This is a genomic window from Methanobacterium sp. SMA-27 (assembly GCF_000744455.1).
Lineage (GTDB): Archaea > Methanobacteriota > Methanobacteria > Methanobacteriales > Methanobacteriaceae > Methanobacterium_B.
In genome coordinates, this window is the sequence record NZ_JQLY01000001.1 from 755,900 (window position 1) to 782,569 (window position 26,670).

The following is a 26,670-nucleotide window of genomic DNA, read 5'->3' on the forward strand; positions in this document are numbered from 1 at the left end:
ATGATAATTCAAATTTTGGTGTATTATAATGGTCAGAGATGATGATAACATAAAATTCGCCGATGAAAATCAGAATAAACCCACATCGGAACGAATACAAGAATTTGCTGAAGATTTAGAAATTTCAAGCAATGATACAAGAACTAATGAAGTTCTGCACCAGATTCAAAAACGTCCATGGTTGAATTTGACGTTGCGCTACTTTGGAGCAATTCTCGTGGTGATATTGGCATTCTGGCTATACTTGGCACTTACGGCATTGTTTGGTCCTGGACTACCAACGTACATCTTGTTTTATCCGGCAATTATAATAGTGGCTCTATTAGCTGGCTTAGGGCCTGGTTTACTTGCTACAATTGTTTCAGTAATGATAGCAGTAATCTGGATTCTACCACCGTTGGGACAATTTACATTCAAAACACCAATAGAAGAGATTGGAGTTGTACTTTTTACAAGTATTGGAATAATGATAAGTAGCGTGTCAGAACTTTATCGTAGAAACCGAAACAAAGCAGCTGCATATGACAAGGAAAAAGCCCTGCGTGAAACACAACGTGAGAAGGAATTTTTAGCCGATATACTCGAACATGCATCTCAACCTTTTGCTGTAGGTTACCCCGATGGAAGACTTGGATTACACAACCATGCCTTTGAGCAACTCACTGGCTACACAACAGAAGAACTTCATACCATTGACTGGTCAACTAACCTCACACCCATAGAGTGGAGGGAAATAGAAAAGCAAAAATTAAATGAACTCAATCGTACGGGCCAGCCAGTCATTTATGAAAAAGAATATATTCGAAAGGATGGTTCGCGAGTACCCATCGAGCTTTTGGTCAACATAGTCTTAGATCTGAATGAAAATCCTGAATATTATTATTCATTTATCACAGATATAACTGAGCGTAAACAGATTGAAACAGCTTTAAAAATGAGTGAACGAAGCCTTGCCGAAGCGCAACATATAGCTCATATTGGAAGTTGGGAGTGGAATCTCAAAACTGGTGATATAAACTGGTCTAATGAATTATATTCAATATATAGAGTAGATCCAAATACTTTCACTCCTACTCTAAGTTCATTTGCTGATTATATGCATCCAAATGATGAGAAATACGTAAACCAACATGTTGATCTATTATTATCTGAAGGTAAATCTCAAAACTTTGATTTTCGAATAGTTTTAGATGATGGTTCAATACGAGTTTTAAATACATTAGCTGAAGTTGCAGAATTTGATAAAAATGGAAAACCTGGTATAATAGTGGGAATTAATCAGGACATAACCGAGCGAAAAGAGATAGAATTAAAATTGAATGAGAACATAAAAAAATTGGCTCAATCTAATAAAGAGCTAGAACAGTTTGCCTATATAACATCCCATGACTTGAGGGAACCATTAAGGATGATAACAAGCTTTTTACAGTTGTTAGAAAGGAGATATCAGGATCAGTTAGATCAAGATGCAAATGAGTTTATTGGATTTGCTGTTGATGGAGCTAAACGTTTGGATGCCATGACAAACGATCTTCTACAATATTCAAAAATATCAAGTCAAAAAAAGGAAATCGTACCTGTAAATTTTGAACATGTATTAAAACATGCTTTAGAAAACTTGAAAGTACAAATAGAAGAAAGTAATGCCATTATAACCCATGATCCATTGCCTACAATCAATGGAGATGAGCAGTTAAAGGTTCAGCTGTTCCAAAACATTATAGGAAATGCCATTAAATACCGCAGTGAAAAACCTCCAAAAATTCATATCTCTGCAACCAAAGAAACAAACCAATATCTCTTTAGTATTAAAGATAATGGAATTGGAATGTCGTCTAAACACTTGGAAAAGATATTCACCATATTTCAACGACTTCATACCCAAGAGGATTATGAAGGAACTGGAATTGGACTTGCAATTGCTCAGAAAATTGTGCATCAACAAGGTGGACAAATCTGGGTTGAATCAGAACCAGGAAAAGGTTCAACATTCTATTTCACCATACCATTAAAGAATGAATTTAGGAATGTTAAGAATGATTAACTGGAAGCAATTGTTTTTGGATTTATTATTACGATAGTGCATATAAAATACATTCAAGAGAGTTAACATGGGATTGTAATCATAAAAAAGTTTCAAAAATTTAATGTAGGAAGTAATTCATATATATAGATTAGAAAAACTTTTGTAAAATAAAATAATAAATTTTTTAGAGGTAAACTATCATGGTAGCAATTCCGCAAATTCCACCAATCTCACAAAAAATGTTTTACATAATCATAGCAATCATAATTATAGTTGGATTGATATTCGCACTCCTACAGTTTAGACGTATCAGAAAAGCACAGAAAAATCTGGATTCATTGACAAAGGAGACAGCTCAAAGGAAAATAGATCTTGTAAGAAGAGATCTTAAATCACATGGAATAAAGAGTGATCTAGTGTTGCCACCGGAATTTCCAGGGTCAACAACAGAAAATAAATCCACTATATCTGATATGGGAGGATCCTATAGTTACGATATAAGGGAGAAGATAAGGGATTTTGAATCAACAACAGGATTCAAAAAAATCCAAAAATCACTCGGTGCAATAGAAAATAGGGAAATGCAATTCGAGAGGAAAGAAGATAAATTTGAAATGGATGAACAGGAATTTAAACGGAGAATAAGTAAATTTAATGGAGATAAATGATAAGGAGTTCATAATAAATCATTATTAAATTCATTATTAAATTCATTATTAAATTCCAGTAAATTTTGAATGAATTATAGTAGGGGTTGGTTTGTAATGGTTGAAAAATCTTCTGGTGCTGAAAAATCCATGGGTATAGGTGACAAAGTAGGTACAACAATTTCTGGTGCAACTGATAGTAGTATGATAAACAATGTCAGTGAAAAGGTATCTGGTGTAGGTGAAAAACTAAAAGGTACGGTTAAAGGTGTTCCAAAATCTACAGACACACTTTCAAATAAAATAGACCTGTTTTTAAACGATAAAAGTGACCAGTTAATAAAAGACTGGGAACTAGCAACCAAAGAAGATATTATAGACATTGAAAAGAGGTACTCAAAAATATCGCGCGATATGGGCGAACTCGACAGCAGATTCAATGAATATAGAGGATTCACCGGCAAAAAACTCAAAAAAATCGAGGACAGACTGGACAAACTGGAAAACAATGAATAAGAATAAACCCATAACCAATAAATCTAAAATTAACACTAAATAATGCGTATTTATTGAAAATTAATACATTTCTTTTTGTTCTGCTTCTCTCTTTAATTCTTTATTCATCGATTCAAAACCCGTTTTCGTGTCATTTAATAGTCCAGATATAAATGGTACCAACAATCCACTGAATGTTTCTTTTTGAACGAACAGAACATTCTCATTATCCAGTTTTTTAATACTTAGACTGTGTTCCCCATCTACCAATTTGGGGAGGTAAAATTTTCCAATCCATCTTATTTCTTTTTCAGGTTCATATTTCAATAGTTTAGGTTTAAATTTCATTGCATTTGAATTTGGAGGTTTAATATACACATAAATTTGAGAACCTACTTGAGTTTTACCTGTAATTTCCTTAATAAAAGGATTCCACCTGCTAAAATCATCAAAATCAGTAAGTATATTCCACACGGTAGTGGGAGATGCATTTATCTGAATTTCAGTATAGATTTCCTTCATAACTCTATATATCTATTTGATCACACAAAAAAATTTCCTAAAAAATAATAAATTAATATTCTATTTTTTTATATGATTGAGATATTGATCAATTAAATTTGTATCATTATTAAGACAAATTACCAGTTTTATATAGAAATATATAAATATTAAAACTTTTAGATTAGGGATAATACTAATGGTATACAATACTTTTTTTGGAGTAATACTATTTATGAAATTTCTAAAACCAAGCTTATCAATTATTTCCATAATTATGTTTTCAACAACCATGATAATAGGAGCATCTGCTTCTAATTTTGCTGATCATAAAACAGGTAATTCTGGGGCATTGTTAGACACCCATCCCATTTCATCTTCGTATATATTGGCATTCGGAAATATAATGAAGGAAGAACAGAATAAAAAAAATTTAAAATCCGATATGGATAAATATAACGATTTTATAGGCAATTTTTACAACGAAAATCTGATTGCTAAGGGAGTTAAAAAAACCAGAAACAAACTTGAACCCGGTGACATTGTACAAATAAAAAACAACAAAACCCCATTTTTACTGTACTTGGGGAAGGATGCAGATGGGAATATACACCTTGAAAATTCATACAATGAGTTAACATACACAAAAAAATTCTTTGATTCAGTATACGCGGGAAAAGCTATAGAATTAACCGAAAACTCCTCAAATATATCTTCAGTACAAGCAAAAACAGTTGAAAAATCTTTAAATATAAGTACACCTGTCCAGGAACAACAAAATCAATATAACTGGGACAACGCATACCAAGATCCGAGGATAATTGAACTTGCTGAATCAATAACAGAAGATAAAGAAACATCATGGGATAAATGCCAAGCAATTTTCTGTTATGTCCAAACAAATTACAAATGGCACGATCACGACAACACAGAGTGTTCTCTTAACGAGGTACTGAACAATAAGACTGGGAACTGTTGTGAACTATCCCGACTCGAAATAGCCATGGTAAAAAGCCTGGACATTGATGTTGAAACAAGGTACAAACATTCAAATGATTACTTTTATTATTCACATGTAACCCATGGCCACTTAGCAGCACAATTTAAGATAGATGATAACTGGGTAGATGCCGATGCAAGTACTGATGGTATCATTTTTGGACAGGAAAACCTCATATACAGAGAAGACTTAGTGGTAGCATACTATGATGAACTACCATTTTAAACATACCAAACAAGAATGTTTAATAAATCTCTAACTTCAAAATTTTATCAATTTTCTTTTTAAAAAATTTCATTTAGAACATCAATCATATAATAACATACATAAAAAAAATCCTAAAGGAAAAATACCATGAAAGTAAAAGAAGAAATTATTGGCAAAGAAGTTGTGGATATTTCAGGTAATGTAATTGGCCGTGTAAAAGATCTGGATGTAAATTTTGAAAACCAAACATTGGAATCCTTTGTTGTTGGTGACGCGGGAATCTTTGACAACCTTGGAAGTTCAAAGGGTGAAATAATAATTCCATACCATGAGATCAAAATAATAAGGGATAAAGTACTCCTTAACAACGAAATCCACAAACAATAATAACAATATCCAAGAAGATATAAACAGAAATTTTATTAGAGTATTCAATAAAACAGCCTTTAATCTTATTTTTTGCATTGAATATAAAAAAAGATTGAGAAATATGGCTTAAAACTCCTATCAACCTACCTTGGGGATTATTTTTCTTAATTAATTTCAATTAGTTCTATTTTTAAACCAAACTAATATATGAATTAAATAATTCATTATTTCTTAAATTAAATAGCCCATAAGTGGGTTGTATTTTTTTCATCATCATATCAGATCTAAATTTCCAAGTTCTTGGACATATTATAGATAGAATACTAAAATTTTTCAGGAATTTTTAGTGGATCACTATTTAAGTGGAAGTTAAATTGTATTTATTATTTATCAAAATAATATAAACTTGAATATGGATTTAGATTAAAATATAAATAGTATTATCAATATTATTATGATTAAAGGGAAATTTCAAAAAATCAATAAGTTACATTTAGTTGTACTTTAAAATTATATGAAATGTGATTAAAACAATATAATTAACATTCATATCTCATTTAAAGTGAATTAAACTCCAATGAATAGTAAATTTAAAAAAATATTCAAACATTTTTTTTGGAATTTCAAAATAAAAAATATATCTTTAAAATAAATTTTGGGGAATTTATTTGGAGCAAAGAAAATGAAAAGTAAAATATTAATTTTGTTGATTACATTGGGGGTTGCATTTATTTTTTGCGGGGCAGCATCAGCAGCAACAACCCAAACAAGTCATGTTAGCACGGTTAAAATAGTTAAATCAGCAGATGATATTGGCCAATTTAATCCAGCCATAGATGGGAGCAGGATAACCTGGGTACAGACAGATTCATCAGGGTTTTCTATTTATTATAAAAATCTTGCAACTGGATTTAAATCCAAAGTATGTTCTTCAAAACAAATCCTTGATAACCCTGATATTTCAGGTACTAGAGTTGTATGGGAACAGTATGATTCCTCCAACAGATCATCAATTTTCTATAAGAATTTAGCAACCGGAGCAGGAGGAAGAGTATTCCAATCGTCATTAAATCAGAGTGAAGTTAAAATCTCAGGTACTAGAATAGTCTGGATGCAGAACATAGCACCGGAATACAATGCTATTTATGAGAGAAATCTTGCAACAACTTTTATAGGTAAATTATATGCATCATCATATGATCAGGAATCCCCCAGTATTTCCGGAACCAAAGTTGTATGGGAACAGACACTTTCATCGGGTCAACCACTAATCTACATGAAAAACCTTTTAACTGGACATGTTGGTAAACTCGTAGCATCAACAAACCTACAGATGTTCCCTTCTATTTCAGGATCAAGGGTTGTGTGGATGCAGATAGATATGTCCGGTGTCAATACTCTTTACTACAAAAATTTAGCAACAGGATTCACATCAAAACTCGCAAGTTCTACAAATACATTATTTATAGCTGCAATAGATAGTACAAGAGTAGTTTGGATGGCTATAGGAAATATTGAACCATATACTTCATCATTATACTATAAAAATCTTGGTAGTGGAAAAAATAGTAAAATTGGTACACCAAATATATCTGTATTCCCAGATATTTCAGGTACAAATATTATATGGAATCAGATTGATTCATCTAACCATTATTCAATATACATGAAGGATCTAGTAACTGGTGTAACCAAGAAACTGAACCTGTAATTAAATAATATAGTCCACCTGGATGTTAAATAAAAATTGACCCATTCAGGAATTTTATATTTTTTTTAAAAACTAACAAGATAGATAAATAACTCAATCTATTAAATAGAATGTCATTATTAAATTAGAGTTTAATTCTTATTCATATGTTATTGGATTTACTTACACTGTTTGTTTTAACAGTCTTTGGAGAGGTATTGTTGATTTTAGCAGTATTTGTATGTGTTGAGGTTTTTGTTTTATTCTTATCAGACTTTGTAGTGTCCTGTACATTGGTGGGTGTTGAAGACGCAGGAGTGTAAGTCGTGTTATTTGTGGCTAAATTCATTGATATATCTGCGGGTTGTGCGCTTGGTAATAATGGAAGCAGTAAATATCCGCCAGTTGCTCCTAACATAATAATTAAAACTACTGTCAATCCCGCTAATTTAGTATTTACATTATTATTTAAATCCGATTTTCTGGATTTCCTTTGCTGTTCAGGCAATTTAGCAAGCATTTATAATTCACCTATCCCCCAATAATTAATACCAAATAATTCAATAATATTAATTTTTATTATTCCTGCAAATTAAACCACCTTAATGCATCCTAATACAATTTAGATCAGTATGATTAATAAATTTTGTTATCCAAATCAATATTTTCCTTTCAAAAATAGTAAAATAATTAAAAAAAATATTAATAATTTCTATACAATGTCCAGATTATACCATTTTTTTGGTTATATTATATATTATTCATATTTACACACAGGTCATAACTCATGAAATCAAAGGTAGGTCTAATAATTTTAAACCCTATTGTTTATGATTCAATTTACAACCAGTATTATCTGATTTATAGCATCATCTTTTGAAATTAAAACATTTTCTCAGGTTAGATATAGTTAGCAATACACTAGGAATAATCCCAATTATTTCCCACAGATCAAAAACTTTATAAATCATGAAACAATACTATTTTTAACTTTCAGAATATACAGAAAGTTCTGAAACTTAAAATAGTTTAGGTGGATAAAAAAATGAATCAAACAATAGAAACAATAAAAAATAGAAGAAGTGTGAGACAATACCTTCCAGACCAGATTAAAGACCAGGAACTTGAAGACATTCTTGAAGCAGCTATATACGCACCAACGGCTCATAATGACCAGCCATGGAAGTTTACCATAATACAAAACAGCGATCTTATAGATGAAATTAACGAAGGTGCCAAGGAAGCAATGAAAGAGATGGACATTGAATGGATATCCAAACTTGGGGCAATGGAAGGATTTAACATATTCCACGGGGCACCCACAGTGGTAATTATATCTGGAAGAAAAGATGCAATATCTCCAATGGTAGACTGTTCAGCTGCAATTGAGAATATGCTGCTTGCAGCAGAAAGCATGGATATTGGGTCCTGCTGGATTGGATTTGCCAAGTTCTACTTCCTAAACCCAGAATCCTATAAGAAATTTGATATACCCGATGACCATGAAGTCTACTACGGAGTTGCACTAGGCTACAAGGTACGGGAAAATTCAGAAGCACCAGAAAGAAACAGGAACGTGTTCAAGTACTTCAGATAATTATCAAATAATTATCAAAAAAATTTATTTCAACTAAAAATCGCACAAAAAATTGAAAATTGTTTCGGGATAATAAAAAAATGAAAAATGAAGATTCTCCAACACAAGAATTCAGAGAAATAGTCTACGAATCATGCAAAGCAATAGGATTAGATGATTTTCCATCTAGACTAATATCCGTTCTTCAAACTGAAAAAAAAGGTATATCATTTGGTGAACTTTCAGAAATTACAGGGTACAGTCTTTCCAATCTCAGCACAACCATAAAGGGTATGGAAGAAAGGCAGATGGTTAAAAAGTTCAAGAAACCCAGATCCAGGAAGGTCTTTGTTGTGATGGACAAGGACATAACATCCTTCTTTATTGAACTTCAGAAAAAACGATACAAGCAGAGTATAGAACCATCCCTTAAACAAATCCCAGAAATAATCAAAAAATACGAAGATAACGAAGAATTTCAAGAAGAACTGACCATAATAAAGGATTACTATAAACAAACCCTTTTCATGTCAGAAGAAACAAAAAAGTTCATAAGAGCTCTTGAAAACCGTGAAGCATTAAAATAAAATGATAATGCTAAAAAGCAAATTTAAGGAGTTTTAGATATAATGGAAGTTGCAGATGGAATTTACGAGTTCAGTGGAGTTTCAAACTTTTACATAGTTCTTGACAAGGAAGTATTCATTGTTGATACAGGAATGCCTGGAAATGCAGGTAAAATCATCAAGTACCTTGAAAAGGAACTTCATCATGAACCTAAAGATATTAAAACCATAGTGATAACACATCACCACTTTGACCATACAGGAAGCTTGGATAAACTTAAAAAGATAACAGGAGCCAAGGTTGCAATAAGTGGAGAGGATGCAGAATATTTGACAGATGAAAAATCTCAGGCAGGTTCTGCACTTATGGTCCCTCTAATAAAGCTGTTAAATTTTATCTACAGGATCAAACCTGTGAAACCAGACATAATACTTGAAGAAGGAGACCATGTAGGGGATTATCAGGTGATTCACACCCCGGGACATACACCTGGAAGTATATGTCTTTATAATCCTATAAACAAGGTGATCTTTACAGGGGATAATCTTCAATATGCCAATGGAAAAATTAAAGGACCAGGATCTAGATTAATACCAGAACCTGAACAATATAAAAAATCCATTGAAAAATTGGGTGAACTGGATATTGACTTGATTTTAACTGGACATGGAACGCCTGTCACATCAGACGCAAATAAAAAATTAGATGAGTACATAGATAAGCTTAAAAGTGAAATTGGGTAATTTTTCACAGCTGCTGACACTGTGGACAGATGTAAGAGGATGTACTGCCTGTTTTTATCTTTTCAATGATGGTACAGCAAACAGGGCAGGGTTCTCCTTCTTTATAAGCCACCAGGAAATCTTCAGTGGTGTATCCTCCTTTAATTCCATAAAAATCCATCTCATATGCCAGACCACCTTTATCAAGGGCATTTTTCAAATTTTCCCCCATTATTTTGTAAATATCATTTATTTCTCCCGGTTTTAAAGTATTTGCTAATCTTTGAGGGTGTATTTTAGCTTTAAAGAGGATATCCTGTATATATACGTTTCCAATGCCTCCAATTTTTTCCTGGTTTAAAATAAGGTTTTTTATCTGGGAACGTCCCTTAATTAATTTGGTGAAATATTCATTTGTGAAATTGGGATCTAGAGGAGAAAGTGCTATGTCCCTGGTGGGTTTGTGTTCGTTTAATTCTTGAGTTGGAACAAATTCTACGTGGCCAAACCACCAGAACCTGCATGTAAATCCTGATTGGTCATTAAATTGAAAGCGGTATTGATACTTCTCAGGCAAATATTCCCTGGTATTATAAAACAGAATATCAGCACCCATTCCAAGATTAAGCAAAAGATTAGAATTTCCAGATAATTCTAAAAATATCCATTTTCCCTTATTATATGCACCGGTAATTTTTTTAGATAGGATATTCTCTACAAAATCCTCTTTTTCCATGTTTAAACTTTTTTCTTGGGTTATTTCCACAAATTCAAATTTTTTATCTTTGAGTTCATTGGATATCTGTCTGATTAATATCATAATTTCGGGTAATTCTGCCATATAATCCCTCTATTTTCAATGATTAAATAATTTAATCTACCTTCTCAATGTATTAATTTTCCTGTTAGAATAATATATTTGCAAAGTTCAAATTAAGAATAAATCTCAAATACCAATAAAGGGATTAAAAAATAAAAATAAAGAATTTTAAGTCTGTTGCTTTCCAATGGTGCATGAATAGTAAATTACGTATAGGTCTGACGATTATATGGACTTTACATTTTCTTTTAGTTATTTTTCTACAAAATTGTCCCTCATTGTGTAGAACCCTATTTTAAGCATTATTTTACCCATTAGTTTTTTAAATATACTTATTTTTGTATCGTAATAGTAATTTTCTAATTTATTGTAAAAGTGGTAGTCTGCCTGTAAATATCCGTTCAAACGGCGTGACATTTCTTTAACTATTCTAAATCTCATGTAATCCATTAAACTTGGCTTTGGAAGCTCAGAAGATTCAAGTGACTTGTAGAAGATCTTTGCTGTTTTTTGGATCTTTTTAATATTTTTCATGTCTGAACTGGAGGTTTTGGGCCATGGTGGTGTTTCAATTCCAAGTTTATCTACAATATTCATTCCCCATCCACCTGCAACCAACCCAATATAATTAAGGGTTTCTTTAAGTCCTATTCCTCCGGTTGTTGAAATTGCAATGGCATTTTGTTTGAAAAACTCTGGTCTGTGGCATAGGTAGGCCAGACGATCAACAAGTATTTTCATTAGCCATGTAACCTGCATAACATATACTGGTGAGGCTAAAATCACACCATCTGCATCCATAATCCTATTTACAATTTCATCTCGATCATCATCTTTTAGGGGACAACGATCTTCACCCTTTGAAATACACACGAAACATCCTTTACATGGCTTTAGATTAACATCTTGAAGGAATAAATATTCAAATTCAACCTTTCCAAGAGCTTTCATCTCTTCTTCTAATTTTCTTGTTAATTTATAGGTGTTACCTTTTTTCTTGGACTTCCCATAATTGCTAAAATCTTCATTTAAATTTCCCCTTACCCCTAATTTTTAATATGTACTGTTTTGATTTCAATAAAATTACTATATCATAAAATATACTAACGATTGTTCGTTAATTGTAATCATGCAGCATAGTATATAAAACTAACGTTCGTTCGTATAAATTTAATGTTTTTATTAGGTAAAAATGAATGCGAATATGGTTATCTACAATAAATTAATTGAAAATATAAGCATTTATTATAATCTTGATTAGGAGTAATTTTGATGGATTTTATAAAAGTGATTATGGGAACATTGGTAATTTATTTAGGTTTGTTTTGGGTAATTTTAGATTATTATAATAATATAAACTACAAAAACCAGTTTCAAGAAAAAAAAGATTTATATAGATAACAATTTTATGTTAGGATTCATTTTTATCTTCTTTGGATAAATTTCTAATTGATGATCATAGGTCGAATTTTAGTAAATTCATCTAAAAGATCATGGAAGTTTGAGTAAAAATAAAAAAAGAGAATTTTATTTAATTTCTTCAAATAGGTCTTTATCAAGCCCACACAATGGACATACCCAGTCATCTGGTAAATCTTCAAAGGGTGTTCCTGGTGCTACTCCTTGATCTGGGTCTCCTACTTCAGGATTGTAGACATACTGACAACCTGAACATTGATATTTTTTCATTTAACATCTCCCCAATTTTTTTATTCCATAGTTATTTTTGTAAATTTTTTTTGGAAAAGTGTAGTCTTTCTATAAATTAATATATTGTCCAAGATTTTTTTTATGAAAAGTTAATTAACCTTTAGGGGAATAATATTATTTTGAGGGGATTTTAAATGGATGAAGAATATAAAGAAGTCTTGAAAGTTCTATATGATTCATATAAGGAAAATCCAAAATATCAGGTAGATAATAACGATTTAAAAGAAAAATTAGATATTAAACCCGATGAATTAGTTGTTATCACGAATTATTTAGAAGGAGAAAGATATCTAACAATTGAGCCATATCTAGATGGTTTTGAAGTAAATATCCTTCCTCGTGGAATAAAATTAGTAGAAAAATGGAATAAAAAAGAGTAGGATATGGGTGTTTATAAACCTGTCTTCTTCTACATATCAAATCTGCTACTTCTTTTGATGATTTGAATGGGAATCATTTAATTTAATGATTATAAAGGCATGATTGGATATATTGAAAGTAATTCAATTAAGCTAATACATAAACGAAGTAACAATTTACTAGGATTATAACTACGAAAACCGTTGCAACATTGAGTGTGGCTAGTTTTGTAGCTGGTATTTTAGCTATAGGTCTTTTAATTATTGCAACGATCCCTAAACTTAATGAAATAACTGAAATTAGGGCGAGTATTAGAAAATTAATGCTTTGAGGAAATAGATTAGTGAATGATAAAACTATAAATGAAGTTGTGGTTAGTATTGCTAGTATTCCAAGTAATTTAAAACTGAATTCACGTCCTTTAATTACTGTCCATGTAATTTTATTGCCTAATTTATCCCCTTCCAGATCAGGAATTTCAACTCCTACAGTAAACATTAGTTGTAAAAACACAAAGGGTATTGAGAAAATTAGGAATGGGAGATCAATTGTACCCATTACAACAAAATAACCCATTGCGGGCATTATAAAGCCGTTTATTGCATTTGCAAATTCTCCTAATCTGCGATATGATAATTTGATGGGAGGAGCGGAATAAAACCATACTAGAGCGTTTCCAACTAACACGAACAAGAAGAATGAAATTGGATATGAATAAATAACCGTGAAAAATGCTCCAATAATTATGGATATGATAATAAAAAATATTGCTAAATTTTTTGATATTCCTCTTAACTCTGGATTTTCAACTAAGATACCACTTCCACCTGTGAAGGTAGTAGGAGTGCCATAATGGTCGACTTCAAAATCAAAATAATCATTGGCATAATGGATAGCCATACTGGCCATAAACAGAATCAAATATCCCCAAATAAATTTAGATAAAACGAATTGTGCATTTAATAGAAGAGCAAATAGGGCTCCTATTAAAAAGTACATAAAAATACCAAAGGTGAACTGAGGTTTTCCTAATTCTATAATTTTTTTTAAAGTATCCTTATTGTAATTTATAGTAATTTCAAATACCCCAATCTAATTATATTGCCCTACAGTAAAATAAATTTAATCTTTAAACATGAATAAATGTAAGGAATAAATTTTAAGATTAATTTATCTAATTGTTACATTAGTTATCCTCATCTCTATCGAGTATAGCATAGAATCCATCAGTATCAGCATATACCGGTTTGAATCCATGTTTTTCAGCCCTTTTCATTGTTTTCTGAAGAAAATCTCTTCCCCATGCAGTTATGGCTTCCGAGCACTCAATGCTGTACCATCTAAATGTGCTGTGATTGTAAAGTCCATAAATAGTGCTGGCGAGTCTTTTAAATGCTTTTTGTTGATAATTTAACACCTGACGTTCTCTGTAATCTGTGGATTCTGCTATGAGAGATTTAATTTGCATTCTATTTTCTAACACTTCGCTGACAACCGATGGAATAAATCCTTGGGGAGATTTCCTGAATTTATACCCGAATTCTGGTGCTATGTGGCATTCTTCACTATCATATTCAACCAGTGTTTCGGGTGAAATATTTTTAGAAATTATTATGCTGGGATAGAGGCTTCTAAAGTCGAAGTAATAAATATTCGTGTGTAATCCCTTAACAGGTTCTTCAACATAGCCACCCACCACATCTCTTAAATAATTTCCAAATTTGTTAGGTGCTATGTCCCCGTATTCAAAGGCTTTCCTTATTAAATACCATTCTACCTGTTTTCCCGAGCCCATACGAGCCACATCAAATAAGGGCTGGCCAACAATTCGTGTTAATTCCATACTCAATGGCAGCATTTTCTCTCCGATTTCGGTGACTGCCATTACATCTCCCAGTGAATATCTAAAGAGTTTCTCTAATTTTTCACCACCATCGTTCCAACAGGTGTATACCTCGTGTCCGGGGATATCAATTTTATTCTTCCCAAAAAGTTCTTTATACACCCTTTTCAGCGAATGATGCTCCAGTGGCAAGTTACGGTGCATGTTGGAATAGAGATCGATATGAATTCTTCCCTTTATCTGTGTGGCATTTCTAAGGCCATTATTAGTGATTCTAAGGTATGACCCATCAACTCCTAATTTAAGGGGTACACCCAACTTCTCTGCCCTCTCCTTAATATAGGGAAAGTCAAAACGGTCTGAATTGTATCCGAGAATAATATCTGGGTCTTCTGATTGTATGGTGTCAACATATCTTTCAATTAACTCTTTCTCGCTGGGCAAGGTTTTTACAAAGTCCAGTGACGATTTTTTGGTGGAAAATATCTTCTGATAGCCCTGGTTACTTGAGAAGCTTACCATGATTATGGGATCTTCCTTTACCTGGGGCATGCCCTTGGGATTGCATGCTTCAATATTAAAACTAAGCATATTGAGTCCCTCTAAATCAGATTCTAGATTTTTAGGTTCGCCATGTATTTCAAATAAGCATTTTCCACCACGCGAGGAATGGGTGGAATTCAATACATTACCCTCCGCTTCTATGGTGTTCATGGGGAATAATCCGTTATCTATGAGATATCTGCGGTAAAATGGTATATCATACTCCCTGATATTTTCAACGGATTTCAATTTCAGTATTTTATCTTTTAACTTGTAGATATCCTGGGGATGATTAAGGGTTACCTTAAGGAAATCTTTCAATAGCCCATTATCTCTTTTTTGGAGTTTTTCTACTTTAAGAAGCTTCAATTCACTTAAATCATTTATACAGTTGTCCATATCATGCGGTTGAACATATATGTATGGTCTGAAACTTTTATCCAGGGCTATTATTGATCCTTCATTTTCTCCAATGAATCTGCCAAATAATCTTATCACTGCAACATGGTTCTTGGTGATGTAATCAATGTCTAAGAGTACGAATTGTCTAGTCTCCATATAAGATTTAATTTATTATGCGTGGGTTATATACTTTTTAAATCATTATTACTTCTCATATGCTCTCTACCTCAATTTCCATGACCTTTGGATGATATAGTAATTAACCCGGTAGGGGAGGTGAAAATAGATATGAGAATGAGTGAAGGGGAACCCCAAGGGAGAATTGCAGAACTATATAATCCTGAAATGTTCCAAGAACGTGAAGAAGTCATTTTATTTACCAGAGATGAATTCAATCGCACTTACACATCTATGAGGGAACAGATCGACTATATTAATAAACCTGATCTGCATCTGTGTAGAAGTGAAGAATGGAAGTTAATAGGATACTGGCCAAAAATTCTGGGTAGAGTACATATCCTGGATATGAACATGGATGCAATATTGAAAAAAGAACCATTACAATGCTATCTTGATGCATGCCTATACAATGCAGTTGGAAGTTTAGAGAAGAATGTTGCAGTATCTAAAAGGAAGGTACCAGCACAATCACAACTTCCAATTTAACTCTGCTAATTTTAATGGACTGATATAATATGCGTTACAGCTACGGCATCATGGACAGAAGAAAGATATTGTTGTACGAGCCACAAATATTTCTAAGTGGGGATGACATTCTAGTCTTCCCCACCAGAGACTTCCATAAATGGCAGGGTGATATAAAGGAATATATAGATGGTTTATACCAGATCAACTCCACAAATATGAAGAAAACCAAATCCTTCAACATAGCAGAGTTTAACCTGGCAGTGGGTGTGCTTAACAACATTACAGAAGAACTTGAACACCTTTTTGACCCGAATAGGGTAACTGATTATTCCTATCATTACATATCAACTTTGGATGAAAAGTACAAGAAACAGATAGGAAATAGTTACACCAGTGATATGCGGAGATGCGACATCAAAATACTTGTCAAACCCAAAATAACACCCAGACTGAAATACCATAACATGATGGAAATAGTAAACCAGGTAGCAATAGATTTTGCAGATGCCAGTGGCCAGAAATCTAAGAAAACTGTGACCCCTCAAAGTTTTAGAATGTTATAATAATTTCAATAAATATAAATTAATTAGAATAATTTCCAATTATATTAAGATATCGTTTGTAGATATGTGGTTTTAGCAGTGTTCTAAAAGAAAATAGGGTGTTAAACTAATGATAAATAGTTCTGAAGAGAAAAGAAATTTGGATCTAAAAAGAAGGGGACAGATTTCACCGGAAGATCTTAAAGCATATGCTGAATTTTCAACAGAACATTTAATCAAAATGTTAGATGATAGTAATCCTCAAAAAAGAACAATTGATGCGACTATTTTAGGAAATAAAAGGGACAGTAAGAGCATTAGAAATCTATGCGCTTCTTTGAAGAAAGAAAATGCACTCTATCCACGAATTGCCATGTCTGAAGCGTTAGGAAAAATGGGTGAAGCATCAGTTCCACCATTAATCAAATTATTGGGTCAAATTGGGAAGAATCAAGAAGTTGAATTACCAAAAAAATATTTTAACAAGAGAAGTTTCCCATTAGCACGTGATATGGCCGCAAGAACCATTATAAAAATTGGAAAACCAGCTACACCTTATCTAATCAAAGTAATGGAAGAACAAGATGATTTTATCATGCAACAGGCAATTGATGCTATAGGGGGAATAGCAGCTAAGACAGATGATAAAAGTGCATTGTCTGTTATGATTGATGGCCTTGAAATACATTCAGATAATAAAATTAGTTTATGGAAAATAATAAGAGCTTTAAGTGGATTTAAACATAATGAAGAAGCATTAACCCCATTGGTAAGTATATTAAAAAGTAATTATGATGCTGCAATTATATGGGAGTCAGCAAGAACCCTAGGTCAAATTAATATTAGTAGACCAGATGTTATAACTGCACTTCATGAATTAGAACAAACTGATAATCCTGAAATTAAAAAAGCATCGAAAAATGCCTTAATTAATTTATAACCGCTATGATTTGATGAGGATTAATGATGTTGAATTAGCACTATTGTGGCCCCATTTGGATCTTCTAAGAATGCAAGGGTTCCAATTGTTATTGGCATGGGTTCTTTGGTGATTTTGGCACCTTTGGATTTGAGTTCTTTTACCGTGGTGTTTATGTCTTCAACTTCCATTCCCACTGAAAATAGGCCAGTTTCATTTTCTGTATTTTTTATGAGTTCTATCATAGCATCTCCTTCCCCTTTCAATAGTGTGATTGTTAATCCGGGGTAAGGGTTGTGTTGGCTATCTATTTTAAGTCCCATAACATCTGTGTAAAATTTAGTTGACTCAGCCATATCCTCAACTATGATGGTAGCGTATTTAACTTTCATATTTGTCACCTGTATGAATAATTGTTGTAATTAATAATTTAATTTTTCCCATTTGGTAATTTTTTTTCATTATCAAAATTAGTTTATACCTTAAATCCTTATATCCAATAATAAGAAACTTTTCTATATTCAAAGCTGATTTGATAGAAAGAGGTGTTATATAATGGTTGAAGTGAAAATATTGGAGTTTGGGTATTCCTTGGAATCTAATATGGCCATAATGAAATTTTTTATCAAAGGATTGGATAAGAAAACCAAAGAGCAAATGTTAAGTATGCTTGAGAACATTCCTTTAGGCGAATTAAAACGTTTTGAAGTAACATCAGATACAGATAATGGTATAATACTTCTTGAAAGATTCAGTGAAGAAGAATATCCATTCCAACTTAACATTCCATCCGAAGATGAGGTTGTATCGGTGGAGAATATGGTTAAAAAATTCATGTCAAAGGGTGGGTAAATTAGTTTATAGACAGTATTATTTCTTTATTTTTCCCCATAAATTGAATTTATTTACTAGTATAATGCAATGTAAGTGTATAAACTATCAATAAAATCAAGAAGTATATTTTATGATTATTCGTATGGAAAAAACAGATTATCATTCTGCAATCAGGGAAGTGAATCTCAAGGCATTCCCTAGTGATGTTGAAGCAACTCTCGTTGAAAGAATCAGAAATTCTATGGATGTTATTTCAATAGTTGCAATTGTTGAGGGTAAAGTGGTTGGCCATATACTTTTCAGCCCCTTAACCATTGAAAATGATAAGGAATCATTTCCCGCACTTATACTTGCACCCATTGCTGTTCTACCTGAATATCAAAATCAGGGTATAGGATCTAAACTTGTTGAAAAAGGGATTGTTGAATGCAGAAATCAAGGACATTCAATTATAATACTAGTCGGGCATCCTGAATTCTATCCTCGTTTTGGATTTAAACCAGCAGAACAAAATGGCATCCAACACCCATTTGAAGTTCCTGAAGATGTCTTCATGGTATATGATCTAATACCAGATGCTCTTTGTAGAGTAAATGGTGTACTTAAATATTCTATGGCTTTTGATGATCTACTGTAGACCAAAATATACTTGCTGATATGTTACAAGTGTTGTTAAATTTTACTGGAAAACCTAATCTTATTAACTGAAATCAGTAATATTATTCTATTCTAACACCCCGAGATAGATTAATTTTAATTAAAATGATTCACAGATTAGAGTATTATTATATAATACGTTTATTGGAATAAAAAATTATGAAAGACTTTTCATCGTACCTCCCAATTACCAAATGGGCCAGATCTTACAATAGAGACTGGTTGCGGCCAGATATTATTGCAGGAATTACATTAGGTGCTTTTACAATCCCTGAGGTCATAGCCTTTGTTTCTCTGGCAAATTTACCACCTGAAGTGGGTCTTTATTCTGCACTGATTGCACTCCTGGTTTATGTTATATTTGGTTCTTCCCGTCAGTTATCTGTTGGACCAACTTCTACAATTTCCATACTTGTTGGTTCTACACTGGGTTCTTTACTGATTGTAAATGCAGCTCAGTATCTCATGATGGCTTCACTGATAGCTGTAGCAGCAGGTATACTAGCATTCATCTCATGGACTTTTAGATTAGGATTCATAGTTAAATTCATATCAAAAACTGTTTTAACTGGATTTTTAGCAGGTATAGCATTATTTATTGCTTCTGGACAGCTTCCAAAACTATTTGGAATTACTGGAACCACAGGAAACTTTTTTGAGCGAATGTACTACCTCTTTATGCATATAGGTCAAACAAACCTCTATACTCTTGCCATTGGTGTGGGTGGGATCATATTCCTATATGTGGCCACTAAAAGGTTTCCTAAACTGCCCAATACACTATTTCTGGTTTTAGGATCAATACTTCTTATTACTTTGACCAATCTGGCTTCTTTAGGTGTTCACTTAGTGGGATACATTCCCCCGGGACTTCCAGGTGTAATTATTCCTGATCCCAATCTAATTGATATTAATGTTCTTTTGACACTGGCTGCTACTGTCTTTTTGGTAAGCTACATTGAGGGTTATTTATTTGCAGAGGAATATGCAGCTAAACACAGATATAAAGTTGATGGAAACCAGGAATTACTTGCTTTAGGATTATCCAACATTGCTGTTGGTCTTTTCCAGGGATTACCCATCGGGGGAAGTTTATCCCGTACAGCAGTAAACGAAGAAAGTGGTGCGAAAACACAGTTAGCTGGAGGAGTATCTGCACTGGTTATTCTTTTAGTCTTACTTCTTTTCACAGGCCTTTTCTATAACTTACCCGAAGCCATACTGGCAGCAATTGTACTTTATGTTATAAAAGCTCTGGTGGATATTCCACATTTAAAAACCATATATAAATTTAGTAAGATAGAATTCACTATTGCCATTGCAACACTATTATCTGTACTATTTTTAGGAGCGCTACAGGGAATTGTAATTGGTGTGATACTGTCAATAATGGGATTACTCAGAAACATGTACAATCCCGATGTTGTAATATTAGGACGTATACCTGGTACTGATCAGTTTTTAGATGTTAAACGCCATCCTGAAAGTGAAATAATATCCCATACCCTTGTTGTAAGAGTTGATGGATCCCAGATATTCCTTAATACAGACAGTGTAAAAAATACCATTATAGATCTTGTGGATAACAAATTTAAAGATACAAAATTATTTGTATTGGATTTTGAAGCTTCAGCATTCATTGATTACTCTGGAATCCAGATGTTGGAGGAATTAAATGACGAACTTAAGCTTCGAGGAATTAAAATTAAAGCAGCAAACATGCACGGACATCTAAGAGACTCCATAAGAAAATCCAGGCTCGAACAGGAAATAGTGGATTCTACAATCTGTTTAAGTATTGAAGATTGTATTGAAAAATGGGACACAGAAAATAAGAAATAAGTTTTAGAAGGATGTCACAAAATTAAAGTTTAAACCATTTTTTACATTTTGGACAGTAATTCTCTGTAACAAGAATGGTTCTATATTTACTCTGTTTTGGTTCTGAATTTTCATCTTTGGAACTTAAAGGACGAATAAATCTATTCATTTGACCTTTAAATCCGCAACGGGGACATTTGATATTTTCAGCCATTTTGCTTCAAAATTAAGTTAATTGGAACTATGATTTAATAGTTACTATTTTATTATTTTATTAAAAAAAGTTAATTAACATCCTTTGAGCTTTTCATATGAATTACCAAATATATACATAGGCCCAATAAACAGAGCTTATATTTGGTTCCCATTTCCTGTTTGATGTTTTTTTATCCGCCTAATTGGTTTATTATTTTTTGTAGTTGGGTTTTTAAATCTTCCATTACCTTATTATATTGCTTCAGATTATTGGCACTACTTCTCAAATCTTCAGCATATGCTTTATCGTCTCCATTTTCAAAGTCATTGGCACTTTTTTGATCTATAGCTGCTGATTCGTTTGTTAAAGACGTTAGGTTATTAGTGATACTTGATAGATTACTTATTTCATTAGCAAGAGTTCCATTTCCTATTAGTTTATATGCTAAAACACTGCTAGTATAAAAATTATTATAATCGGTAAAATTTTGATTTAAAAATCCTATTGGTGGAGAATTAAGATGTCGCATTTGATTAGCCATTTCGGATCTTTGGCTCTGAGACATATACTTCAATGAAGGGTTATTCTCAATAATATCTGCAGAATTTTCTAGATCATTAATAGTAGAATTATTATTTACTGGAAGTTGAGGCATTCCATTTAAATCATTTTTAAAACTATCTAGTTCCATTGGCATTAGAACATTTGTTACTGCAACATAAAACAATCCATAAATACCAATTATAGCTACTAAAATAATCAATATTGAAATCTTTTTGTTCATACTTTCACACCATTTATATCTCACTTTGATTGAAGTTTTGTTGAATATTCCATGGAAATTTGATTAAAGAGAATATTCATCATTATAAAATCATCTATTACATTTTAATTAAATAAATGTTTTCAAACAAATGTTATTCAGTGTTGATATGGAGTTAACATGGACAGATACATCAAAATTAGCATATTTGAATAAATTAATTTAGGTAATCCTTGAACCTAAAAGATATGATTCCTCCTAAAAAGATATAATTTATAATATTCAATACTTTATACAAGTAGATAATAAGTGGGGTTATCATCATTTTAATCCCCATTTTGAGTAATATATCTGATTGTAATTATTATAGAGAAGTATTTTCCAATTAAAATTAATAGGAGCCCTATAAATAAATCTTAGGGAATTCTAACTATTTTGTGAGTTTCTTAAAAAGGCTTAAATTTGATTAATAAAGTTTACGTTCTTTTCCAGGCTTAGTGAGAAAAACATTAAGTAAAGGAGGATCTCCATCTAAGCACATTTCAAATTCTAATATTGTTCCATCTGTAAATACAATTTTAGATTTATCATTTCCAAAATCGCATTCTTGAATTATTTTACCTTCAATTTTTGTTAACTTCATGATTATAATAATTGTTTTTTGTAACTGTTAAATTTTAGGTTTCATGAATATAACCAAATTTATTTGGGTAACCATGTTGAAACCAATTATCACTAAAACATAGTTTAGCGAACTATGTAAAAATACAATAAAATTTGTAAAATTAGTCAAATAGGTAGTCAAATAATAGTCAAATGTATAGTCAAAATGTTCTGAATCCTAATTTCAAGAATGATTGGATTATTGGATAAAATAACAGTTTAGTGTTTTAATATGGCTTTTATTGATTTTATCCATTTTTCATGAACTTCTTCATTATCAAGTCCAATTAATAGCTGTGCTGCTACATCTGTGTATAAACCAGTTAAAATCTGAGCTAATAAATCAGCATCTAAATCATTTCTAACACTGCCATTTTCCTGGTGATCCTGTATAAATATCTTCAATGATTCCAATTTTGATTTATAGGATTTCTGATTGATTTTTTTTATCTTTTCGTTTTGCTGTGATATTAATGTTACTTCAAAGGATAACTGCAATCCTGGTGATTCAACCATCATAACATATAATTCTTCGAGTACATCTATGAAATCTCGTCCTTTATAGGTATTTTTCAGATCTAAAATATTTTGACTGGACAATATCCATATTTCGTTTAGTATGTCTTCTTTACTTTGGAAGTAAGTGTATAATGTTCCCTTGCTAACACCTACTTCCTTGGCGATCTCATTCATTGTGGCTCCATGAAATCCATTTTTAGAGAAAACTTTGATGGAAGCCTTTAAAATATTAGATCTAGCTATTTCCTTGTAATCTGGTACAACTCTTGTCATTGTATCATTTATTGAACGATAGTATATTTAAAAGTATCTACATTAAATTTATTAACCATTAATACATATTAATTGACTGCCGGTCAACAAAATTATTTTATTCAAAAGGAGGGATAAAATGGCAGATTATGCATTGTTTGGTCTTAAGATATTGTTAATATTCTTCGTTGTGTATTCGTTGATCAAATTTTACGTTTTCTTTTTTATAAAGTACGAAAGAAGGCGTAAATTGCTTGATTCATCTTACAATGGGGAAACTAGTGCAACCAAAGTACAGGATATATTTCTCCTAGTTATGGCGTTAATTTTATTAGGTCTCCTGTTTATATCTGGAGGAATGCAGTATATCAGCTTCATTACTGGACTATTTGTTGGAATGTTACTTATTCAACTGTATTTCCACAGTTTTTCAAAGCCATTGAAAACAGAAGAATCACCAGAACCACCAATATCACCTATAAAAATAATGTCTTATGCAATAGAAGCAAGTCCTGGAAGAGCATGGAAGGAATTGGTAATTCTTACAGTCATATTGGTTTGGGCTCTGTATATGCTGCTGACAGCAGGTTTTGGTTTATAATCTATAAATACGAATATTAAAATATTCTACCAAATCCAAGACAATTAAAGCAGGAAGAAAACTTATTTTCCCATTTATATTTTTTAAAGCTTTAATTTAATCTGAATCTATCAGACTAATATTGCTGAAATAACTTGTGAATCATTTTTATTTTTTTATTTTAGTAAATTTATTCTGTGCTTAAAGAAATAAATAACAATTAATTGCTATCTAAATTTTTAGGGGTATTATATGGCAGAGTATAGATGTACTGTTTGTAATTATATCTATGATGAGGATAAGGAAGAGGATAAATTCGATTTTACCTGATGATTGGAGATGTCCAGTTTGTAATTCACCAAAAAGCGTTTTTGTGGTATTAGACGAGGAAAAAGAAGAATTATTAAATTGAACATAATGTTTCTGAAATAATCATCGAACAAATGGCAGAATGGGGTGTAAGATTTGTATTTGGAATACCTGGAACTTCAGCTTTAGGATTGGTTGATGCAGTAAAGAATAATGAAAAAATAAAATATTTTCAGGTAAGACATGAACAAACTGCAGCATTTATGGCTTCAGCATATGGTAAACTCACGGGCCATATAGCAGCATGTCTAACAGTAGCAGGACCAGGGGCAACAAATCTAGCAACAGGGTTATATGATGCAAAATTAGATCACGCACCAGTACTTGCTTTAACAGGACAAGTAGAAAGACATAGGATTGGTACAGGTGCTACTCAAGAAATAGATCAGCACCCATTCTTTGAACCAATATGTGTATTTAACAAAACAGTTATGTCCAAAGAACAAGCAACAAGTCTCGTAACTCGTGGTATTAAACACGCATTAATGGAAAGGGGGGTTTCTCACCTGGGTATACCTAATGATATGCAGAAATTACCATACAATACAAAGATAAAAGATTTTGCAGGAAACCTTGCCAATCGTGCAGTTTCACAATCACCAAGACATCTAATCAATGCAGTAAAAGTCATTGATAAATCCAAAAGGCCGGTGATAATTGCAGGATTTGGTTGTATGGGTCAAGGTGATAATCTAATACACCTAGCAGAGAAAATAACCGCACCAATAATAACTACTTTCAGAGGGAAAGGTTTGGTAGATGAACATCACCATCTATACATGGGAAGTCATGGATCAATAGGATCCACCGCAGCTTCTGATCTTGTACAAAAATCCGATCTACTGATTGTTATAGGTGCATCATACTCTGATCAAAGCCAGATCCCAGAAAAACCAACAGTACAAGTAGATATTGATTCAATGATGATTGCCAAAAAATACCCGGTTAAAGTTGGATTGGTTGGAAATAGTACTGAAATAGTACCTGAATTATTAAATCTTGTTAAAAAACGTGAAGACAACAATTATTTAAAAGAAATGGAAAAATTGAAACAAGATTGGATCAATTTACTTGAAGAAGAAATAGACACAGAAAGTTCACCCATAAGGCCTCAGTTTATTATAAAAACCCTTAATGATCAGTTAGATGATGATGCCATCATCACTCTGGATGTAGGAGAAAATGCATGGTGGTTTGGTCGTAACTTCTGGATGACTAACAAACAAAAAATGTTATTGTCCGGGTACCTGGGTTCTATGGGTTTTGGTCTACCTGCTGCTATGGCTGCACAAATAACATATCCTGATCGACAAGTTGTATGTATCACTGGAGATGGTGGATTTACAATGGTTATGGGAGATTTTTTAACGGCAGTAAAATACGAACTCCCAATTAAAATATTTTTATTCAATAACAAACAATTAGGAATGATAATGCAAGAACAAAAGGTAGAAAACTATCCTAACTGGCAAACCGAACTTCAAAGCTGCGACTTTAAAAGTTATGCCGAAGCTTGTGGGGGAATAGGAATCAAAGTAGAAAATCCTAATGAATTGCCTGAAGCAGTTAAAAAAGCCCTTGCAACCAATAAACCAGTAATAGTAGATATCAACACAGATCCACAAAGATTTATTTAATATCAATGATAAAATAGAAATAATAATTAGGAGGACAGTTATGAGCAATCAAGAAAGTGGAAAACAAGAGAAAGCTGATTTTGGAATGGGTACAGGGATTAAAATAGATAATCAGGATATTATCTCCTTAAGAGAAAGGATCAATAATATGTTGCCTGGTTCTTCACTAAAAGAAATTTCAGATATTATTATGGATGAATCTAAACGATTGACAGGTAGTGAGAACTGTTACATTGCATATGTTGATCCTATAAACCAAGACAGTGTGGGAATTTCATTCTCGCATATGACTGATGGTTGCCAGATGTATGCAGATAAAGGTGAAGCACGTTTTAAGATTAGAAAAGATGGTACATATGGCGGTCTTCTCGGTTACTCTTTGGATACTGGTGAATCATTTTACATCAATAACCCAGAAGTTCATCCTGCAGCTCACGGTCTTCCAGATGGTCATGTACCTGTTTCTCAATTTTTATCAGTCCCTGTCATATATAATGATATTATAATTGGTCAGATTGTTCTGGGAAACCCTGAAAAAGATTACACATCGAGGTATGTTGACATAACAGATGCAGTGGCAGATATTTATTCATATGCTATTAAAAAATTAGTTTATTGAGAAATAGATTGAATTTGTGCAATTATTACAAGAAATTAATGGAAAATGTTATCAGAATTGTAATAGTTAAACTGATATAAAAAAATCCATAATAAATATAACAGTTAACTTAGTCATCACATTGTTAATAACACAAATAGGGATTTTAAATACTTTTTATCTCAATTGTTCCA

At 32.2% G+C, this 26,670-nt stretch carries 32 protein-coding genes; 20 read left to right on the forward strand and 12 right to left on the reverse strand.

The features are described 5' to 3' along the window. The first annotated feature begins 28 nt into the window (after positions 1–28). The 3 genes from DL91_RS12750 to DL91_RS03895 all read left to right on the forward strand — a co-directional run bounded on the left by DL91_RS12750 (position 29) and on the right by DL91_RS03895 (position 3,189). Positions 29–2,044: a PAS domain S-box protein gene (locus DL91_RS12750; RefSeq protein ID WP_052374123.1), complete on the forward strand. Its 2,016-nt coding sequence runs from the start codon at positions 29–31 to the stop codon at positions 2,042–2,044. Between the two features lie 182 nt (positions 2,045–2,226). After that, a complete protein-coding gene (locus DL91_RS03890; RefSeq protein WP_048190324.1) occupies positions 2,227–2,694 on the forward strand; it encodes a hypothetical protein in 468 nt (155 codons plus the stop codon). Between the two features lie 96 nt (positions 2,695–2,790). Next, a complete protein-coding gene (locus tag DL91_RS03895; protein WP_231551381.1) occupies positions 2,791–3,189 on the forward strand; it encodes a hypothetical protein in 399 nt (132 codons plus the stop codon). Between the two features lie 60 nt (positions 3,190–3,249). On the opposite strand, the gene DL91_RS03900 is transcribed toward DL91_RS03895, so the two are convergent. Next, the gene (locus DL91_RS03900) at positions 3,250–3,690 is read right to left on the reverse strand and encodes an SRPBCC domain-containing protein (RefSeq protein ID WP_048190325.1); all 441 of its coding nucleotides are present in this window, start codon (positions 3,688–3,690) and stop codon (positions 3,250–3,252) included. A 214-nt stretch (positions 3,691–3,904) separates the two neighbouring features. Between DL91_RS03900 and DL91_RS03905 the strand changes: the two genes are divergently transcribed. The 3 genes from DL91_RS03905 to DL91_RS03915 all read left to right on the forward strand — a co-directional run bounded on the left by DL91_RS03905 (position 3,905) and on the right by DL91_RS03915 (position 6,956). Beyond that, a complete protein-coding gene (locus DL91_RS03905) occupies positions 3,905–4,894 on the forward strand; it encodes a transglutaminase family protein (protein WP_048190326.1) in 990 nt (329 codons plus the stop codon). A 129-nt stretch (positions 4,895–5,023) separates the two neighbouring features. Further along, entirely contained in the window at positions 5,024–5,263 is a 240-nt protein-coding gene (locus DL91_RS03910) for a PRC-barrel domain-containing protein (RefSeq protein ID WP_048190327.1), read from the forward strand. A gap of 664 nt (positions 5,264–5,927) precedes the next feature. Next, a complete protein-coding gene (locus DL91_RS03915; RefSeq protein ID WP_048190328.1) occupies positions 5,928–6,956 on the forward strand; it encodes a hypothetical protein in 1,029 nt (342 codons plus the stop codon). A gap of 142 nt (positions 6,957–7,098) precedes the next feature. Here DL91_RS03915 and DL91_RS03920 read toward each other — a convergent pair whose 3' ends face one another. Next, the gene (locus DL91_RS03920; RefSeq protein WP_048190329.1) at positions 7,099–7,455 is read right to left on the reverse strand and encodes a hypothetical protein; all 357 of its coding nucleotides are present in this window, start codon (positions 7,453–7,455) and stop codon (positions 7,099–7,101) included. Between the two features lie 525 nt (positions 7,456–7,980). On the opposite strand from DL91_RS03920, the gene DL91_RS03925 reads away from it, so the two are divergent. The 3 genes from DL91_RS03925 to DL91_RS03935 all read left to right on the forward strand — a co-directional run bounded on the left by DL91_RS03925 (position 7,981) and on the right by DL91_RS03935 (position 9,821). Beyond that, positions 7,981–8,532 (forward strand): nitroreductase family protein, encoded by a 552-nt coding sequence (locus tag DL91_RS03925; RefSeq protein WP_048190330.1) that lies wholly within the window; start codon positions 7,981–7,983, stop codon positions 8,530–8,532. Between the two features lie 80 nt (positions 8,533–8,612). Then, entirely contained in the window at positions 8,613–9,098 is a 486-nt protein-coding gene (locus DL91_RS03930) for a GbsR/MarR family transcriptional regulator (protein ID WP_048190331.1), read from the forward strand. 42 nt (positions 9,099–9,140) lie between these two features. Beyond that, the gene (locus DL91_RS03935) at positions 9,141–9,821 is read left to right on the forward strand and encodes an MBL fold metallo-hydrolase (RefSeq protein ID WP_048190332.1); all 681 of its coding nucleotides are present in this window, start codon (positions 9,141–9,143) and stop codon (positions 9,819–9,821) included. Between the two features lie 4 nt (positions 9,822–9,825). On the opposite strand, the gene DL91_RS03940 is transcribed toward DL91_RS03935, so the two are convergent. From DL91_RS03940 to rd, 3 genes are all read right to left on the reverse strand, one after another. Further along, positions 9,826–10,641: an Fpg/Nei family DNA glycosylase gene (locus tag DL91_RS03940; RefSeq protein WP_048190333.1), complete on the reverse strand. Its 816-nt coding sequence runs from the start codon at positions 10,639–10,641 to the stop codon at positions 9,826–9,828. A gap of 231 nt (positions 10,642–10,872) precedes the next feature. After that, positions 10,873–11,571 (reverse strand): flavodoxin family protein, encoded by a 699-nt coding sequence (locus DL91_RS03945; RefSeq protein WP_052374125.1) that lies wholly within the window; start codon positions 11,569–11,571, stop codon positions 10,873–10,875. Between the two features lie 576 nt (positions 11,572–12,147). Further along, entirely contained in the window at positions 12,148–12,309 is a 162-nt protein-coding gene (rd, locus tag DL91_RS13085) for a rubredoxin (RefSeq protein WP_081882594.1), read from the reverse strand. A gap of 155 nt (positions 12,310–12,464) precedes the next feature. Between rd and DL91_RS03950 the strand changes: the two genes are divergently transcribed. Further along, the gene (locus tag DL91_RS03950; RefSeq protein ID WP_048190334.1) at positions 12,465–12,710 is read left to right on the forward strand and encodes a hypothetical protein; all 246 of its coding nucleotides are present in this window, start codon (positions 12,465–12,467) and stop codon (positions 12,708–12,710) included. 127 nt (positions 12,711–12,837) lie between these two features. On the opposite strand, the gene DL91_RS03955 is transcribed toward DL91_RS03950, so the two are convergent. Continuing rightward, positions 12,838–13,689, reverse strand: a complete 852-nt coding sequence (locus tag DL91_RS03955; protein WP_081882595.1) for a prenyltransferase — start codon at positions 13,687–13,689, stop codon at positions 12,838–12,840. Between the two features lie 187 nt (positions 13,690–13,876). After that, the gene (locus tag DL91_RS03960; protein WP_048190336.1) at positions 13,877–15,634 is read right to left on the reverse strand and encodes a DNA-directed DNA polymerase; all 1,758 of its coding nucleotides are present in this window, start codon (positions 15,632–15,634) and stop codon (positions 13,877–13,879) included. 132 nt (positions 15,635–15,766) lie between these two features. On the opposite strand from DL91_RS03960, the gene DL91_RS03965 reads away from it, so the two are divergent. From DL91_RS03965 to DL91_RS03975, 3 genes are all read left to right on the forward strand, one after another. Next, positions 15,767–16,144 carry a hypothetical protein gene (locus DL91_RS03965; RefSeq protein WP_048190337.1) on the forward strand — a complete coding sequence of 126 codons (378 nt, stop codon included), beginning with the start codon at positions 15,767–15,769 and terminating at the stop codon, positions 16,142–16,144. 29 nt (positions 16,145–16,173) lie between these two features. Then, positions 16,174–16,689: a hypothetical protein gene (locus DL91_RS03970; RefSeq protein ID WP_052374127.1), complete on the forward strand. Its 516-nt coding sequence runs from the start codon at positions 16,174–16,176 to the stop codon at positions 16,687–16,689. 109 nt (positions 16,690–16,798) lie between these two features. Further along, positions 16,799–17,608 (forward strand): HEAT repeat domain-containing protein, encoded by an 810-nt coding sequence (locus DL91_RS03975; protein WP_156095952.1) that lies wholly within the window; start codon positions 16,799–16,801, stop codon positions 17,606–17,608. 20 nt (positions 17,609–17,628) lie between these two features. Here the strand turns inward: DL91_RS03975 and DL91_RS03980 are convergent, their stop codons facing one another. After that, positions 17,629–17,979, reverse strand: a complete 351-nt coding sequence (locus tag DL91_RS03980) for a VOC family protein (RefSeq protein ID WP_048190338.1) — start codon at positions 17,977–17,979, stop codon at positions 17,629–17,631. Between the two features lie 163 nt (positions 17,980–18,142). On the opposite strand from DL91_RS03980, the gene DL91_RS03985 reads away from it, so the two are divergent. The 3 genes from DL91_RS03985 (at position 18,143) to DL91_RS03995 (ending at position 20,920) form a co-directional block, all read left to right on the forward strand. Further along, positions 18,143–18,439, forward strand: a complete 297-nt coding sequence (locus DL91_RS03985; protein ID WP_048190339.1) for a hypothetical protein — start codon at positions 18,143–18,145, stop codon at positions 18,437–18,439. 112 nt (positions 18,440–18,551) lie between these two features. After that, on the forward strand, positions 18,552–19,058 hold the full coding sequence (locus DL91_RS03990) for a GNAT family N-acetyltransferase (RefSeq protein WP_048190340.1): 507 nt from the start codon (positions 18,552–18,554) through the stop codon (positions 19,056–19,058). A 179-nt stretch (positions 19,059–19,237) separates the two neighbouring features. Continuing rightward, positions 19,238–20,920 (forward strand): SulP family inorganic anion transporter, encoded by a 1,683-nt coding sequence (locus tag DL91_RS03995; RefSeq protein ID WP_048190341.1) that lies wholly within the window; start codon positions 19,238–19,240, stop codon positions 20,918–20,920. 22 nt (positions 20,921–20,942) lie between these two features. Here DL91_RS03995 and DL91_RS13415 read toward each other — a convergent pair whose 3' ends face one another. From DL91_RS13415 to DL91_RS04005, 4 genes are all read right to left on the reverse strand, one after another. After that, complete coding sequence (locus DL91_RS13415; protein WP_156095954.1) at positions 20,943–21,113, reverse strand: hypothetical protein; 171 nt, start codon at positions 21,111–21,113, stop codon at positions 20,943–20,945. 172 nt (positions 21,114–21,285) lie between these two features. Beyond that, the gene (locus DL91_RS04000) at positions 21,286–21,879 is read right to left on the reverse strand and encodes a hypothetical protein (protein ID WP_048190342.1); all 594 of its coding nucleotides are present in this window, start codon (positions 21,877–21,879) and stop codon (positions 21,286–21,288) included. Between the two features lie 445 nt (positions 21,880–22,324). Then, positions 22,325–22,501 (reverse strand): hypothetical protein, encoded by a 177-nt coding sequence (locus tag DL91_RS13420; RefSeq protein ID WP_156095956.1) that lies wholly within the window; start codon positions 22,499–22,501, stop codon positions 22,325–22,327. A gap of 239 nt (positions 22,502–22,740) precedes the next feature. Continuing rightward, the gene (locus DL91_RS04005) at positions 22,741–23,313 is read right to left on the reverse strand and encodes a TetR/AcrR family transcriptional regulator (RefSeq protein WP_048190343.1); all 573 of its coding nucleotides are present in this window, start codon (positions 23,311–23,313) and stop codon (positions 22,741–22,743) included. 118 nt (positions 23,314–23,431) lie between these two features. Here DL91_RS04005 and DL91_RS04010 point away from each other — a divergent pair, with 118 nt between their 5' ends. The 4 genes from DL91_RS04010 (at position 23,432) to DL91_RS04020 (ending at position 26,497) form a co-directional block, all read left to right on the forward strand. Beyond that, positions 23,432–23,893: a hypothetical protein gene (locus DL91_RS04010; RefSeq protein WP_048190344.1), complete on the forward strand. Its 462-nt coding sequence runs from the start codon at positions 23,432–23,434 to the stop codon at positions 23,891–23,893. Positions 23,894–24,164: 271 nt separating this feature from the next. Then, complete coding sequence (locus DL91_RS14135) at positions 24,165–24,284, forward strand: rubredoxin (protein ID WP_231551486.1); 120 nt, start codon at positions 24,165–24,167, stop codon at positions 24,282–24,284. Positions 24,285–24,315: 31 nt separating this feature from the next. After that, positions 24,316–25,878, forward strand: a complete 1,563-nt coding sequence (locus DL91_RS13095) for a thiamine pyrophosphate-binding protein (protein ID WP_156095958.1) — start codon at positions 24,316–24,318, stop codon at positions 25,876–25,878. A 40-nt stretch (positions 25,879–25,918) separates the two neighbouring features. Continuing rightward, a complete protein-coding gene (locus DL91_RS04020; protein WP_081882597.1) occupies positions 25,919–26,497 on the forward strand; it encodes a GAF domain-containing protein in 579 nt (192 codons plus the stop codon). The last annotated feature ends 173 nt before the right edge of the window (positions 26,498–26,670 follow it).